This window comes from Candidatus Syntrophosphaera thermopropionivorans (assembly GCF_004353895.1).
In the GTDB taxonomy this organism is placed as follows: Bacteria; Cloacimonadota; Cloacimonadia; order Cloacimonadales; family Cloacimonadaceae; genus Syntrophosphaera; species Syntrophosphaera thermopropionivorans.
This window is the reverse complement of record NZ_SMOG01000004.1, coordinates 56924-72727: the sequence shown is the minus strand read 5'-3', so window position 1 is coordinate 72727 and position 15804 is coordinate 56924. Positions and strand designations below refer to the sequence as shown.

The window sequence follows — 15804 nt, the reverse complement described above, 5'->3', positions numbered from 1 at the left end:
AAAAGGGAGAATTAATATGGAAAATCGGACATGGGAATACTTGAGTGTATTCATTATGTCCTTCTTATTTGTTTATGGCTTAACGCCTTTTATAATTAAATTGGCACGAGCTTTAAACTTTGAAGATAAACCTGCAGCAAGAAAAATACACCAGCAGAAGACACCACTTTTGGGTGGATTAAGTGTGTTTATTGGTTTTTCTTTATTGTGTATATATGATGTGGCAATATCACCTAATCGTTATTTTGATCTCCCTATGATTGGCTATCTACTTGGAGGATTACTCATTACTGTTTTAGGATTAATTGATGATAAATTTGGAATGCATCCAGCGATTAAACTTCTGGGACAGATAACAGTCAGTCTAATTTTTATATTAAGTAGTTTCAGGATAGCTGAATTGAATCATATGTTCGGGTCCATCTATATTTCCTTGCCTTTAATGGTTCTCTGGATGGTAGGACTAATGAATGCAATGAATTTTTTAGATAATATGGATGGGATTTTAAGTGGAATGGCAGGAATATTAGGTTTGGGTTACTTTGCTTTTAGTTTAGCCAATATAACTGGTTCAAACAGTTCAGAAATGGCATTCATTGGATTGATATCCCTTAGTTTTGCTGGTGCGACCTTAGGTTTCTTACCTTATAATTTCAATCCTGCCAAGATTTTTTTAGGTGATGCTGGTTCTATGTTCATAGGATATTTTCTCTCTTCTATGGGAATTCTTATGGGCAGATTTGCCGTTTTAACTCGCCAAAATAATATCTTCTACCTTCTACCTGTATTACTTTTAAGCTATGCAATATTTGATATTTGTTTGGTCAGCTACACTCGCACTCGTGATGGAAGACATATAAGTCAAGGCGGTAGAGACCATTCCACACATCGTCTCCTCACAATGTTGGGCTCAGTTAAAATCACTGCTATAATTGTTTATGCTCTTAATCTAATGATTGTTCTGACTACGGTTATAATTTTTATTACAGGAAATGGAGTTCTACTTATTGCTACGGCTATTATGTTTACCTTGTTTTTCCTATTTTTAGGACACAAGCTTGATCAGATACCAATTGTCATACCTATCAATCAACAAAAAACAGGAAGGTCATTAAAATGAAATTTATTCTTTTAGGTACAGGGTCCGGAATGCCGGAATTGGGAAAAAATCAAAGCAGTTTATATGTTAATGTAAATGGGAAGCATCTTCTTTTTGATTGTGGTGAAGGAGTTTCCCAGCAATTACTAAAACATCATTTAGATAATAATGTTTTGGATGCAATCTTTATCAGTCACTATCATCCTGACCATATTTCAGGGTTATTTATGCTTTTACAGATGCTGAAGATACAAAAAAGAGAAAAACCACTACAACTTTTTCTACCTGAAAGACCTGCAGCTCTGGTAGAAACACTGCAATTCCTCTATACCTTTATCCAGAAATTTACCTTCCCCCTTCATATTCTGGATTGTGAAGAAAGTGAATTATATTATGAAGAAGTTAATGTGGCTCTGACTGACCATTTACTTGAATACGAAGATTTAGTGAATGAGAGTAAACTACCGAATCTTCTACATTCCTATGCTTTCCGCATTTCTGGTCCTGAAGGCTCTCTCGCTTATACCTCTGATATTAATAAAGTTGAAAGCGTTCAATTCCTCATACGTAATTGCCATACAGTTATTATTGATGCACAGCATCCGGAAGCTGACCAGATAATAAGACTGCAATATTCTGGTATTAAAAGAGTGTTATTAACGCACGGTATCTCTCCTACTTTACAGGCTTTCCTTTTTGAAAACCCAATAGATATGTTTGAATTTGCTCAAGAAGATATCACCTACATTATATGAAATATAAATACATTATCTTTATTCTTTTAAGCGTAGTTTTATTGATTATTTCTGCCTGCGAAATCAATCAATTGAACAGTGCAGAAGACCACTATAAAAATAAACGTTATGCTGCCGCTATTCAGGAGCTGGATAACTATATTCAGACAGGAAAAAATGGAGCTCTTATAACCCGTGGTGAAATTCTCAGAAGTCAATGCTATTACGAATTAGGTCTAAGAGCTATTGAACTGGAAAATTGGGATTTGAGTATAAAGTTTCTTAAACTTGCCAATTCAGAAGAAGCGGATAAGGTTTTAGCTGATGTCTATAAAAAACTTGCTGATAAAGCTTTGGAGGAAGGGGAACTGGAACTTTCATTCAATCTGGTAAACACTATTCTGCGAGAGATTCCTCATTCTGAACTCACTGCTGAGATGCTAAGTAGAAGAATTAGCTTCCTTCTGGATACCTTTATAGATTATGAGCAAGCCTGGCAAGATTATATGACTCTATACAATAATTACCCTAATAATGTATATGAGGTGGCTGCTCGTAAACAGATTGACAGAATTATCCCCTCCCGTATGAATTATGCCCGACGTCTTTACTCTTCCGGTTACTATAGTGATGCCTTAAATATTCTTTTTGAACTGCAAAAATATCCCGTTGGAGACCCGCAGGCTATTAATAAAATGATTTGTGAAGCCTATATGGGACAAGCGGAAAACTCGTTACAACAGCAAAACTATTTAGAGGCAGAACGACTCTTTCGTATTGCTATTCAGTATGACCCTTCCCGCAAAGTAGAGGCTGAAAAGCGCATAGAACAGATGGCTTCACTCTTTGTGCAAAAAGGTGATGAATTAGTTAGACAACGAGATTATGATAATGCTTTAATTCATTATCAAAAAGCGTTTGATATTATACCAGATTATCCTCCTGCCAAACAGGCTATTGCTCGGTTAAATACTATTAAAGAAAATGTGGCTCGGGCTAATGAACTTTATGCTCAAGCAGAAAAAGCAGAACTCGCTGGTAAGTATAGCGAAGCTCTAAAATTGTATAGGCAGGCAAATAGTCTGGATAGTCGTCCAGAATTGACTAATAAAATTTCTCAAATGCAAAACCTAATTGAGGCTCAAGCTGACCCTATTGCTTTTACTAAACGCATTATTAATCAGTATAAAGGCGGAATAATAAACACTCGTATACAAAAACAGAAACAGGAACTGCTAAAGATGTTTGATCCCTCAGAGGTACAAGACTCTGGCTGGAAAATTATGATTACCTCCAATCCTTTGAAATATGAAGCACGTTATGACTTAATAACTCCAACCGTGTCCTATTATTATGTGTGGTTAGTCAATCTTAGAGATGGTAGTCTGACACCTTTAAACAAACTTTCAGAAAAGACAATGGAGTAATGATGCGAAAGTTTATGCTAATATCTCTTTTACTATTTCTGACGGTTATGCTTACTGCTCAGACTCAATTTGATATTAATGTCTTTGCTGATACCACTAAATATGGATGGCAGGATTGGAGAGATCGTCTTCGCTATCGTGAAGATTTAATGCATCGTCAGCAATTACTCCAGATTTACGAAATGCAATCCAATCCTCTTCGCCCTACAGTCCTTAAATCAGTTGTAATTCCGGGTTGGGGACAATTAGCCTGTAAAGATAATCTCAAAGGTTCTGTTATTTTAGGCACGGAAGTTCTTTCTCTGGGTGTTTCACTTTACTTTTATGATAAGAGTAATTATTACTATAACAAATATATGCAAGCTAATCAGATTGAACAGATAGAGGATTATTTTGACAAGGCTCAGGACCAGCGTTTTTACTCATTGCTCTTCATGGGATTAGGAGGAGTCATCTGGGCTTATAATATCTTTGATGTTATTCAGACCACAGAGGATTACAATGCTCAGGTCTGGCAAGAGATTTTGGAAAAATATAGTCAAAAAACCGTTACCTTGACACCTGGTGGAATCCGATTACAATTTTAGGATATTATAATGAAATTTAAAATAATTTTATTGATAGTTATTACTCTTTTCATTGGGTCCTGTTTACAGAGAAATAATCCTCTGGACCCTGTGGGCAATCCTAATGTAATAGTTCCAGATGAAGTTCGTGATATTTCTTGCACTGCTTCTCCTCCTGGAGCAACTCATAAATATGTGATTATTCGATGGACTGCCAATAATCCAGAAAATACAGATGGATACAAAGTTTATCGGGGGTTAGCTTATTCAGCTAATTACACCTGTGTTGATACAGTTTATACCAATGAATGTAATCACGGTTCTAAAGCCTGGCATACTGTTTTACCAGGAGATTACTGGTACAGAGTTTCAGGCTATAAAGATATTTACGACATCAATACTCATCAATATATAGGAAGGTTAGAGGGCAGACTGAGTGAAGCACGTTTTGTGCGGGTTCCTCTTTAGATAACCATCTATGCATACAGACTTTAAACAGGAGCTGAATGAACAGCAGCTCCAGGTTGTTTTGGAAACAGAAAGACCTCTTCTGGTTTTGGCAGGAGCAGGTAGTGGAAAAACTCGTTCCTTAATTTATCGTTGTGCCTGGCTGATCAAAGAAAAAAAAGTGCCACCTAAGAATATTCTTATGGTCACTTTCACCAATAAAGCGGCAAAGGAATTGCAGGAAAGACTGCAAAATATTCTCGGTTATTCTGTACAAAACCTGTGGGTTGGAACTTTTCACCATATTTGCACTCGTATCTTGAGAAATGAAGCTTCCTTTCTTCCCTTTAGACAGAACTTTTCTATTTATGATGAAAATAACCAGTTATCCCTATTGAAAAAGATATATAAAGAACATAGTCTGGACAGAGAGCGTTTCCCTCTGCAACCTGTATTAAATCGCATCAGCAGTTATAAAAACAGGCTCCTTTTGCCAGAAGATTTAAATGAGTATAACCTTGAAATCTCAATGGAAAACTATAAACTTGACCGGACGGTCCCAAAAATATATGAACTTTACCAGCAGAATCTCTTGCTGAATAATGCCTTAGATTTTGATGACCTGCTACTCTATACGGCAAAACTTCTCCAAAACAATGAGTTAGTGCGGAAAAAATACCAGCAGCAATTTCAGTATGTAATGATTGATGAGTATCAGGATACCAATTATGCTCAATTTGAAATAGTGCATCAGATTGCTGCTGAACACCAGAGAATATGTGTGGTAGGTGATGATGACCAGGCTATCTATAGCTTCCGGGGTGCCACTATCCGTAATATCCTTGAATTTGAAAAAGACTATGCTGATGCTATCGCTATCAGATTGGAACAAAACTATAGAAGCACGAGCCATATTCTTGAACTGGCAAATGCTATAATCTTAAACAATCGTCATCGTCACAGTAAAACTCTCTGGTCTGAACTGGGAGAAGGCTACAAACCAGAACTCTTTGTATATGAAGATGATATGGAAGAAGCAAACAAGACTGCTGACCTGATTTTACAATTGCATGAAGAAGGTATTCCTTTTCGGGAAATAGCCGTTTTATATCGCACCAATGCACAATCCAGGGTGTTTGAATATGCCTGTTTGCAACGCAATATACCATACACCATTGTCGGAACCGTTCATTTCTATCAAAGGAAAGAGATAAGAGATTTACTGGCTTATCTCACTGTGATATTTAATCCTTCGGATAATAATAGCCTCTTAAGAATTATAAATGAACCTCCCAGAGGTATTGGTTCTGTTTCTATAAATAGATTGATGGAATTTGCTTCTCAAAATCATCTATCACTTTATCAAACAATACAAAATGTCCAAGCAATTCAATCCATTCAACCAGGAATCAAAAAGAAAATCGCTGAGTTTGCGGAAAAACTGGAAGATTGGCACAGAAAAGCAGAGAGCACACCTGTGCTGGATTTAGTTAAAGAAGTGATTGATTCGTTGGACCTTATTAATCACTATAAAAACAGTCAGGATCCAGCGGAAATCTCACGAGTGGAAAATCTGATTGAATTTGTAAGTTCAGTTAGTGAGTTCTCGGAAAGATGGATAGAAGAATATGATAAATCTCCGCTCCTGGAAGATTTTTTACCCTTTGTGGCTTTACAAACTGATATAGACAGGGTTAATGAAGCTGCAGATACAGTTTATCTGATGACCCTGCATAATGCTAAGGGTTTAGAATTTGAATGCGTGTTCATAACCGGTCTGGAACAGGAACTTCTGCCTCATTTAAGAAGTATGAACAGTAAATATAGCATAGAAGAAGAACGAAGACTGCTTTATGTTGGTGTAACCAGAGCAAAAAGTAGATTGTTTCTAAGTTATGCCAAATATCGCAGAAAATATGACAGCTTTTATTTTACTGAACCGAGTATCTTTCTTCAGGAACTTGACCCAAATCTTTTTGCTGGTTATAATGATGCAGTCACTTTTAAGCCTAAACCAGCTAACAAGGTTTATGCTAAGCCCAAAACTTTAAATAATAACCAATTTTATATAGGACAAAAAGTCTGGCATACAGAATATGGACCGGGGTTAGTATTAAATGTTGATGGAAATGGTCCTGAAGCAAGATTAACTATCTCTTTCTCATCTGGTAAACTTGCCAAGATAATTGCCAGCTATGTTAGTCCCGAACCAATTTAATGACTCCAATGCTTTATGAGGTAATTCTTCCTTATCTAAATGCTTCTCCTTTCTTCCAGAAACTTTCTAAATTAATCGGAACAAAGCAGCATTATCAGATTCATCATCTCAATCAGAGTGCCAGAGCTCTGGTAACAGCGCATTTATGGAAAGAAACAGGAAAGAATATCCTGATTGTTTCTCAGGATGATTTAATGGCTGAAGACCTCTGGGATGACCTTTGCACCCTTATTGGACAGGAAAATGCTCTCTATCTTCCAGAGTATGAAGTGCTGCCTTATGAGGAACGTTCACCTCACTATTCCATTCGTGCTACAAGAATGATGTGTATTCATCATATCCTTCAGGGTGCACCTTCGGTTTACAATATTTCTATTCGTTCTTTGCTGCGTATGTTGCCACCTCTGGAAAATATTGCTAAGCATATCAAGGAACTGCGTCCTCAAATGGAGTATTCTCCTGATAAACTGATGCAAGACCTGGTCTGGATGGGTTATGATGTTCAATATCAAGTAACTAAAGTTTTTCAAGTGGCTCGCAGAGGAGGAATCATTGATATTTTCAGTCCTCCTCAATTAAAACCAGTTAGGATTGAATTCTTTGGTGATGAAATTGTCTCTATGCGCTATTTTTCACCTAATACTCAACGTTCCATTCCTGGAGAAGTGGAATCCTACACTTTACTTCCATCTCGAGAATTTTCGCTGGATGATATTAGTCCTCATTCTATTCTTTTGCCACAAATAAAGAATACTGGCTTTTATGAAGGTATTGAAAATCAATATAGTCTTTTGCTGGATAAACTTAGCACTTTCGCTGACTACTTTGAAGCTCAAAACCGCTTGATTCTTTTTAGTAATTTCCCCTATATCCAAGAAGAGCTAACTCGCTTAACTGAACAGGTACAATTGGAATATCATCGCCAGTTAAAATATACTACCAAAGCAAAATTGAGTCCTCCTGAAGGAATTATCGCTGGTGAAGAAAAGTTAATGGAACTTTGTCAGCCAGAATCCAGTTTGTTTTTATCTCAAAGTGAATTTATCCTGCCCTTCCCTTCTGAAAACATTAAAGCTCCCATAGAGCCACAACCTTCTTTCAATGGTAATCTTACACTTCTTGCTTCTGCTCTCAATCAAATGGAAAAAGAACATTTTAATCCTATCCTTCTTTTTGATAATATCAGTCAGAGTAAAAGAATGCAGGAGCTTCTGGAAGATTATAATTGTAGCCCTCAAAGTTATATTGGCGTCTTGCATGAAGGTTTTACTATTACTGATGCAGGTTTAGCTCTTTGGACCGACCATGAGATTTTTAACCGTTATAAAAGGAAACGCTACACTCCAAGATTCCCTCCCGGAGAGGAGATTGTTGATTATCAAAGCTTAAAACCTGGAGATTATATTGTCCATATTGACCATGGAATAGGAGTTTTTGAAGGATTACAAATCATAAAATTGGATGGACAGGACACCGAATGTCTGGTGCTGCGTTATGCTGGCGATGATAGGGTTTATGTTCCCACTTATCAATTGGATTTAGTTACTAAATATATAGCGGAAGAAGGTGTAGCTCCAACTTTAAGTCGTTTAGGTTCAACTAAATGGCAACACACGAAAAGAAAAGCAGCTGAACAAATTGAACTTATCGCTGCAGATTTAGTAAAACTATACGCTGAACGAAGTTCACGCATTGGTATAGCTCATCAAACAGATACACCCTGGCAAAAAGAACTGGAAGAATCTTTTATTTATGAAGAGACAGAAGACCAGCTCAGGTCTATTGAAGAGATTAAAGCAGATATGGAAAGTCCTGTCCCTATGGAAAGATTATTATGTGGTGATGTTGGATTTGGAAAGACTGAAGTTGCTATCCGAGCAGCTTTTAAAGCGGTCACTTCTGGTTATCAGGTAGCTGTGCTTGTTCCAACCACCATTCTTGCAGACCAGCATTTCCGCGTTTTTAAAGAAAGACTGGCTCAATATCCTGTGCGGATAGCTATGTTTAGTCGTTTCAGTAGCAACAGTCAGATAGCAGAAGATTTAGCCGATCTGGCTCTGGGTAAGGTGGACATTGCTATTGGAACTCATCGTCTTCTTTCCCGAGATATACATTTCAAGAATCTTGGCCTACTTATAATTGATGAAGAACATCGCTTTGGGGTGCGCCATAAAGAAAGATTGCGGAAATTGCAATCCAATGTAGATACACTTTATATGAGTGCAACACCCATTCCAAGAACTATGAATATGGCTCTGGCAAAGTTGAAAGAAATATCCCTGATGCAAACTTCTCCTAAGGAAAGACTGCCCATTAGAACCATTATCACTTTAAGAGAAGATGAAGTTATCCGGGAAGCAATCCAAAGAGAAATTGACCGTGGTGGACAGGTATTTTTCATCCATAATCGGATTCAGACCATAGAGACAGTGGCTAAACAACTTAAAGAGCTTATGCCTGGAGTTAAATTTGCCGTCACTCATGCCCAAATGCCTGAAAAGCAGCTGGAAGATATTATGGGAGCTTTCATCAATCGGGAATATCAGGTCCTCATTTCTACCACTATTATAGAAAATGGTATTGATATACCCAATGCCAATACTATTATTATAGATAGAGCGGACACCTTTGGTTTAGCTCAACTTTATCAGATGAGAGGAAGAGTCGGGCGTTCCAATCGTCGTGCCTATGCTTATCTTTTAATTTCCAGAAAGACCACTCCAGAAGCTCGTAAACGTTTAGAGACTCTAACTCAATATGATTATTTAGGAGCAGGTTTCCAGGTGGCTTTGCGAGACCTGGAACTTAGAGGTGCGGGAACTATTTTAGGAACCAAACAGAGCGGTATTATTCAATCAATAGGATTCAACTTTTACAATAATATGCTGGAAAATGCTATTGCTGCCGTTCAGAAAGGAGAGAGTATAGCTGAGCAGATTGAGACTCCTAAGCCTCAGCGAAAACTCTTCACGGAAATAGATTTATATTTCCCTCCTGATTACATAAGTGATGACGAACAACGCTTAACTATCTATCGTAGATTAAGTGAATTAGATAGCTTACAGGATATAGAAGATCTGGAGCAGGAATTGAAAGACCGCTTTGGACCTCTTCCAGATAAGGCTTCCTGGTTGCTGATGTATTTTAAACTCAATATACTGGCAAAACAGGCAGATTTACAAAATTGCTATGTCCGGCACAATGTTCTCACTATGGAGTTCAAACTTGAAAATCTTCCTCCACGGGATAAAGTGCTCTCTTTTACTGCCAAAGCTCCGAGCGTTCTTAGAATTGATGCCTCTAAGGGTCTGAAAATAACTATCTCGCTGGATGAGAAAAAGAAATATCAAGACCAGTTTGCTGATGCTTTAGAACTACTCCAGTTGTATATTAACTCTTGATTTTATCTATTCTTATATAATCTTCTTTCAAAAGAAGTCGGCTCTTTCCTCTTTTCATAGAATATATTTATCTTCTGATTACCTATATCATTAGCTGAAACAACATAGTCTCGTAAATCTTTCTGCTCTATTTTCTCAGGTTGATATGAATACAGCTGATGATTAAAACCAGCTTTAAGGCTATCTTCAGCTAATTGATTCCAGTAGTTCATATCTCCACCAGCCGGAGGAATCCATCCCAGTTGCAAGAATAGATGGAGTATCTGATTAATCAGGTTGGACTTAGCTGGATTATAATAATGAGTGATATATCCTTGATTAGCCAAAGCAGTGCCATCTATCTCTAAATAAGTAGGTTGGGGTAAAATCAAATCCGCCTCTGAGGAAGAATCAATAAAAGGAAGGATTTCTACACTGAACTTCGTATTAGAGAATTTCTTACTCTTCGTTCCGTAACTAAGTATTAATTCAGCATCAACATTATCTTTCCATTCAGAATTTAAAAGCTGTAATCCATAATAATTGGGATAATCTGAACTTTCCAGTATATTTCCCAATCCTGAATCCAGAGACACTGCCAGATTCAATATCTCATAGATATCTTTCTCGCTTATCTGATTGATATTATAAATAAATAACTGATTTTTATTACCCTGCAAAGCAGAAAGGGAAGAATAGACTTTATCCGCAAAATGCAGAGCCGTGGAGTTTTGACATAGGACACTTACCAATCTCTTGCCTTTTTTCTGTTGCAACCGTAAGAGAGTGCGTAAGTTCTGGCTAATTTCTCCTATTACCACAAATTCGGAAAAGTCTTCAAATATCTGGTAAGGTTCAAGGTTTGGTTTAAGCGGGAGATATTGGCTGCTAAAGAAATGATAATCTTGAGAAGCATAAAGCACAGAGCCAGTATTTTTTGCTGCTTTTCCCAGTATAAGCATCTCTTCCAGAGTTATTAAAGGAGAGATGGCAAAAGCATAACTGGAAAGCTCTTTCACTTTTTCTTGCAGCAAGGAATAGGTTTCTTGCCAGTTTATCGGTTCCCATTTCCCTTTTCTTTTAACTACAGGCGATTTTAATCTTTCTTCAGTATAGAAAGCTTGCCAGCCAAATCTTCCTTTAAAACAGAGATTGCGTCCATTGAATCCAGGGGCTTTTTCATCAGTTCCTATTAAAACAGGCACTCCTGATTGACATTCGCACTGGATACAACAGCCTATACCGCAAATACCACAATTTTGTTTTGTTTTTTCTTTCTCTAAGGGATTCAATTTATAATTAATGTTTCTTTCTACCAAAGCTCCTACAGGACATACAGCAATACATTTACCACAGCTTTCACAAGAAGTCTTAGTTAGCGATTCTCCAAATTCAGGAGCTATAAGAGTAGAAAAACCACGATAAATATATCCAAGAACACCTGGACCCTGAATTTCGGAACAGATTCGCACACATCTGCCACAATCAATGCATTTATTAGGGTCGCGCAAGATATAAGGATGAGAATAATCTATGCAGTATTTATTAATAGTACCGGGATAAGACAGAGCTTCCACTTTTAAATCAGTGCAATATTCTCTCAATTTACAGGTTTCATTAACCTGACATCCACATTCCAGACAGCGTTCTGCCTCAAATTTTGCCGAGATTTCATTAAATCCCAGTTCAACTTCTTCAAAAGAGTTTTTTGCTTTATCTATCGGTATATTAGGCATTTTCTCCCGGGCAATTTTTTCATACTTCCTGTATTCTTTAGGAGAGATGTCCTGAATCTTATAACCCTTCTTGGAGTCAAAGCGGAAGGTATCTTTCTCTATTTTTTGACCTTTAAGGAAACGGTCTATAGCTTCAGCAGCAAAATAACCATCTGCAATAGCTTCTATGGCAGTTGCAGGACCTCTGCGAAAATCTCCTCCTGCAAAGACATTTGCCAGACCTGTATACATAGTTTTTTCATCTACTATAGCGGTTTGCCAGCGACTTATAGGCAAAATCTGTCCTTGGATAAAATTATCTTCTTGAGCAAAAATCTCTACCTCTGGAATTTGTGAGATAGCAGCAATGATAGAATCATAGGATTCCAGAAAGTATTCTCCCGTAGGAACAGGTCTTCTTCTTCCACTGGAATCGGGTTCTCCCAGTTGCATTTTCTCAATCTTAACTTGTTGCAATTTGCCATCACTGCCTATATATTCCACCGGATTGCTTAGATAATGAAAGATTACTCCTTCTTTTTCAGCAGCTTCTATTTCTTCTGGTTCAGCTGGCATTTCCTGACGAGTTCGTCTATAAATAACGGTTACCTCACAACCCAGACGAATAGCTGTCCTGGCACAATCAATAGCTGTGTTTCCACCTCCTACTACAGCAACCTTTTTACCTAAATATGGAGTTTGTCCCAAGCTGTGAGCTTTCAAGAAATCCACTCCTAAAAAACAACCTTGCAGGTCTGAACCCTTGACCGGAAAAGGAACCGCTTTTTGTGCACCAATAGCTAAGTAAACTGCATCATAAGCTTGAGAGAGCTCATTTAATTTTAGGTCTTGCCCAAGTTTGATATTATACTCTATCTCCATTCCATTGGAACACATCAATTCAATTTCTCTATCTAATATGTCTTTGGGCAATCTGTATTCTGGAATTCCATAACGAAGCCAGCCACCAGCTTCAGCAGCAGATTCAAAAACCTTAACCTCATATCCCTGATTAGAAAGATAGTATCCACAGGTGAGACCGGAAGGACCTGCACCTATGATAGCCACCTTTTTGCCAGTGGATTCCTTTTTCTCCGGAATATAACTCCACGCATCATTCAAATCTTCATCTGCTGCAAACCTTTTTAATTGACGAATGGCTATAGACTCATCCACAATCTGACGACGACATTCCTTTTCACAAAAAGCAGGGCAGATTCTTCCAATAGAAAGAGGCATAGGTAAGGTTTTTTTGATAACTTTTACCGCATCATGATACTGACCATTAACAATCAAGGAAACATAGCTTTGAACATCCACCAAAGCAGGACAGGCAAGTTTGCAGGGAGCTTCACAATCCGCATAGTGATTAGAGATGAGTAGCTCCAGCGCCATTTTGCGGGCATTGCTAATTTCTGCACTATCTGTTATTATCTCCATTCCAGGGGCGATAGTTGTACCACAGGAAGTTACAAAACCTTTTCTTCCTTTGACTTCAACTAAACAGACCCAGCAAGAACCATATGGATTTAACTCTTCATCATCACAAAGAGTTGGAATTTTAATGCCATTTCTTTTTGCCAGTTCCAGAATAGTAATTCCGGCTTCACTTTCTATTTTCTTTCCATTAAGTATCACTTCAATCATTTTTAACTCCTACTCTCTGGTTACAGCACCAAATTTACAGGCTTTATAACAATTCCCACAATGGGTACATCTACTTTGATCTATAATATGAACTTGTCTCAAACTTCCAGAGATACAGGAAACAGGACACATTCTGGCACAAAGAGTGCAACCAATACATTTTTCTGGAAGGATGTAATAATGCAGAAGAGAAGTACAAACTCCAGCGGGACATCTTTTATCTACAATATGTGCTAAATATTCATCCTTAAAGTATCGTAAAGTGGTGAGAACAGGATTAGGTGCTGTTTGTCCCAACCCACAAAGAGAACCCTTACTAATATTTAACGCCAATTCTTCCAGTCTATCCAGGTCTTCAAGTTCTCCTTTGCCCTCTGTTATTCTGTTTAATATTTCCAGCATTCTTCTTGTTCCAATCCGGCAGAAAGTGCATTTTCCACAGGATTCATTCTGAGTAAAATTGAGAAAATAGCGCGCTACATCCACCATACAGGTTCCAGAATCCATAACTACCATTCCACCAGAGCCCATAATAGCACCAGTCGCTGTGATACTATCATAATCTACAGGGATATCAAGCAAGTCAGCAGGAATACATCCTCCGGAAGGTCCACCCAATTGCACTGCTTTAAACGGTTTTTCCGTTTTCATACCACCACCGACTTTATAGATAATGTCTCGTAAGGTTATTCCCATGGGCACTTCTATTAATCCGCTACCAGCAATTTTCCCGGCTAAAGCAAAGACCTTTGTTCCAGAAGATTTTTCCATCCCAATTGCCTTAAAAGCTTCTCCACCATTTTTTATAATCCAGGGAATATTTGCCCAGGTCTCAACATTATTGATATTTGTAGGTTTACCCCAGAGACCTGATTCAGCTGGATAAGGTGGACGGATGGAAGGCATTCCGCGTTTACCTTCAATAGATTGCATAAGTGCAGTTTCTTCACCACAAACAAATGCTCCAGCACCTTCTTTGATAGAAAGTTCAAAACTGAAATCTGTCCCCAGTATATTATCCCCTAAATAATTCTTTTCCCGGGCAGAAACAATTGCCATCTTTAGATGTTCAATTGCCAGAGGATATTCTGCTCTACAATAGATGTATCCTTTATGTGCTCCAATAGCATAGGCACCAATAATCATACCTTCCAGAACTCTATGAGGATCCCCTTCCAAAACACTACGATCCATAAAAGCACCAGGATCACCTTCATCCGCATTACAGATAATATACTTTATATCACTCTTAGCAGAAGCAGCAAAGGACCATTTCAGACCAGTTGGAAATCCTGCGCCACCTCTTCCTCTTAAACCTGATATCTTGACTTCATTAATTATCTCTTGGGGACTTAAAGTAAGGGCTTTTCTCAAAGCTTGATAGCCTCCAGAAGCCTCATAATCTTCAATGGATAAGGGATCAATTCTTCCACAGTTTTGCAGAACAATCCTCTGTTGATAGGCAAATAAATCGTTACAAGAAGCTTCAACCTTATCGGATAATATGATATTAGAAGAAGGAATTATGTCCTTTCTATATTCTTCAATAAGATTTATTACATTCTCTGCATTGACTTTCCCAAGTGTGATTTCACCTATTTCTGAACCACTTAAGGATACAATCGGTTCTTCAAAACACATACCAATGCATCCGGTCCTTTTTAATATATAAGCCCCTTCATTTTGCTCTAAATACTCTTTTAGCTTATCATAAACTTCCATTGCACCAGCAGCTCTTCCACAACTTGCCAAACCAACTTTTACTATAATCTCACTCATATATTTTCACCTATTTCTTAAACCGACTCAAAATCCCCGGTATGGAATTGGGGGTGAGTTTCCCAAAAGTTTGCTGGTCTATCATTATCACTGGAGAAAGAGAGCAACAGCCCAGACATGCAACTTCCATAACGGTAAATTTACCATCTGCTGTAGTTTGTTCTCCTTCTTCCAATTTTAAATAATCCACTACAGCTTCTTTTATACTATCCGCATCTGCCACATGACAAGCAGTGCCTTTACAAATTTTTATTATATGTTCACCTTGGGGTTCCAGACGAAACATCGCATAGAAAGTTACCACTCCATAGATTTCAGCAATGGGAATATGCATCTTTTCTGAGATATAGCGTATATCCGATTTGGATAAATATCCTTTTTGACGCTGAACAGCCTGTAATATTGGAATTAAATTACCTTTTTTGCCCTCATATTCCTGCAATATTTCATCCACAGAAATGAAGTCTTGCTCCATTGCAACTCCTTTAACTATATTCCTGAGTCCTTTCAGATAACAATTCTGAACCCCATTTTTGAGACCAATCTCTGGATTTTAACTCTTTGTCAAATAAAAAGCATAGAACCAAGGTATAAAGCTATTCTCATCCTTTCAAGCTCTTCAAGCACTTTATAGGCAATTTAATATAATTTTTTCATCATAAGATTAGAATTAGATGATAAATAAGGAATTAAAAAATATATTTGTTGTATTCAATGATTTACAACTTTATAATAATTATATATAATTTTTATGGCGCTGGATAAATTTATAGTTTATGACAGCCACTTTGG

Annotated in this window: 10 protein-coding genes; 7 read left to right on the top strand and 3 right to left on the bottom strand. The window is 37.6% G+C overall.

Translation table 11 applies throughout. The features are described from left to right. Positions 1–16 precede the first annotated feature (16 nt). From E0946_RS02680 to mfd, 7 genes are read left to right on the top strand one after another with little or no spacing between them, the layout of a single operon-like run. Positions 17–1120, top strand: coding sequence for a glycosyltransferase family 4 protein (locus tag E0946_RS02680; protein WP_133200931.1), 1104 nt, complete (start codon positions 17–19; stop codon positions 1118–1120). Then, complete coding sequence (locus E0946_RS02675) at positions 1117–1854, top strand: MBL fold metallo-hydrolase (protein ID WP_133200930.1); 738 nt, start codon at positions 1117–1119, stop codon at positions 1852–1854. The genes E0946_RS02680 and E0946_RS02675 overlap by 4 nt, the downstream gene beginning before the upstream one ends. Beyond that, positions 1851–3260: a tetratricopeptide repeat protein gene (locus tag E0946_RS02670; protein WP_133200929.1), complete on the top strand. Its 1410-nt coding sequence runs from the start codon at positions 1851–1853 to the stop codon at positions 3258–3260. Before E0946_RS02675 ends, E0946_RS02670 begins: the two co-directional genes overlap by 4 nt. A 2-nt stretch (positions 3261–3262) precedes the next feature. Next, positions 3263–3847, top strand: a complete 585-nt coding sequence (locus E0946_RS02665) for a DUF5683 domain-containing protein (RefSeq protein WP_207930813.1) — start codon at positions 3263–3265, stop codon at positions 3845–3847. A 9-nt stretch (positions 3848–3856) separates the two neighbouring features. Next, positions 3857–4294 carry a hypothetical protein gene (locus E0946_RS02660; RefSeq protein WP_133200927.1) on the top strand — a complete coding sequence of 146 codons (438 nt, stop codon included), beginning with the start codon at positions 3857–3859 and terminating at the stop codon, positions 4292–4294. A gap of 10 nt (positions 4295–4304) precedes the next feature. Continuing rightward, a complete protein-coding gene (locus E0946_RS02655) occupies positions 4305–6491 on the top strand; it encodes an ATP-dependent helicase (protein WP_133200926.1) in 2187 nt (728 codons plus the stop codon). Continuing rightward, the gene (mfd, locus tag E0946_RS02650) at positions 6491–9892 is read left to right on the top strand and encodes a transcription-repair coupling factor (RefSeq protein WP_243713715.1); all 3402 of its coding nucleotides are present in this window, start codon (positions 6491–6493) and stop codon (positions 9890–9892) included. The genes E0946_RS02655 and mfd overlap by 1 nt, the downstream gene beginning before the upstream one ends. A 2-nt stretch (positions 9893–9894) precedes the next feature. On the opposite strand, the gene E0946_RS02645 is transcribed toward mfd, so the two are convergent. Genes E0946_RS02645 through nuoE form a run of 3 tightly spaced genes read right to left on the bottom strand, consistent with a single transcriptional unit; the run spans position 9895 to position 15487 of the window. Next, positions 9895–13233, bottom strand: a complete 3339-nt coding sequence (locus tag E0946_RS02645; RefSeq protein WP_133200924.1) for an FAD-dependent oxidoreductase — start codon at positions 13231–13233, stop codon at positions 9895–9897. Between the two features lie 9 nt (positions 13234–13242). Continuing rightward, positions 13243–15012 (bottom strand): NADH-quinone oxidoreductase subunit NuoF, encoded by a 1770-nt coding sequence (locus E0946_RS02640; RefSeq protein ID WP_133200923.1) that lies wholly within the window; start codon positions 15010–15012, stop codon positions 13243–13245. Positions 15013–15022: 10 nt separating this feature from the next. Then, the gene (gene nuoE, locus E0946_RS02635) at positions 15023–15487 is read right to left on the bottom strand and encodes an NADH-quinone oxidoreductase subunit NuoE (RefSeq protein WP_133200922.1); all 465 of its coding nucleotides are present in this window, start codon (positions 15485–15487) and stop codon (positions 15023–15025) included. Positions 15488–15804 lie beyond the last annotated feature (317 nt).

What these genes read in the sequence shown, in the direction of transcription:
- E0946_RS02680 (WP_133200931.1), top strand. Translation starts at nt 17, where the DNA reads ATGGAAAATCGGACATGGGAATACTTGAGTGTATTCATTATGTCCTTC.
- E0946_RS02675 (WP_133200930.1), top strand. Translation starts at nt 1,117, where the DNA reads ATGAAATTTATTCTTTTAGGTACAGGGTCCGGAATGCCGGAATTGGGA.
- E0946_RS02670 (WP_133200929.1), top strand. Translation starts at nt 1,851, where the DNA reads ATGAAATATAAATACATTATCTTTATTCTTTTAAGCGTAGTTTTATTG.
- E0946_RS02665 (WP_207930813.1), top strand. Translation starts at nt 3,263, where the DNA reads ATGCGAAAGTTTATGCTAATATCTCTTTTACTATTTCTGACGGTTATG.
- E0946_RS02660 (WP_133200927.1), top strand. Translation starts at nt 3,857, where the DNA reads ATGAAATTTAAAATAATTTTATTGATAGTTATTACTCTTTTCATTGGG.
- E0946_RS02655 (WP_133200926.1), top strand. Translation starts at nt 4,305, where the DNA reads ATGCATACAGACTTTAAACAGGAGCTGAATGAACAGCAGCTCCAGGTT.
- mfd (WP_243713715.1), top strand. Translation starts at nt 6,491, where the DNA reads ATGACTCCAATGCTTTATGAGGTAATTCTTCCTTATCTAAATGCTTCT.
- E0946_RS02645 (WP_133200924.1), bottom strand. Translation starts at nt 13,233, where the DNA reads ATGATTGAAGTGATACTTAATGGAAAGAAAATAGAAAGTGAAGCCGGA.
- E0946_RS02640 (WP_133200923.1), bottom strand. Translation starts at nt 15,012, where the DNA reads ATGAGTGAGATTATAGTAAAAGTTGGTTTGGCAAGTTGTGGAAGAGCT.
- nuoE (WP_133200922.1), bottom strand. Translation starts at nt 15,487, where the DNA reads ATGGAGCAAGACTTCATTTCTGTGGATGAAATATTGCAGGAATATGAG.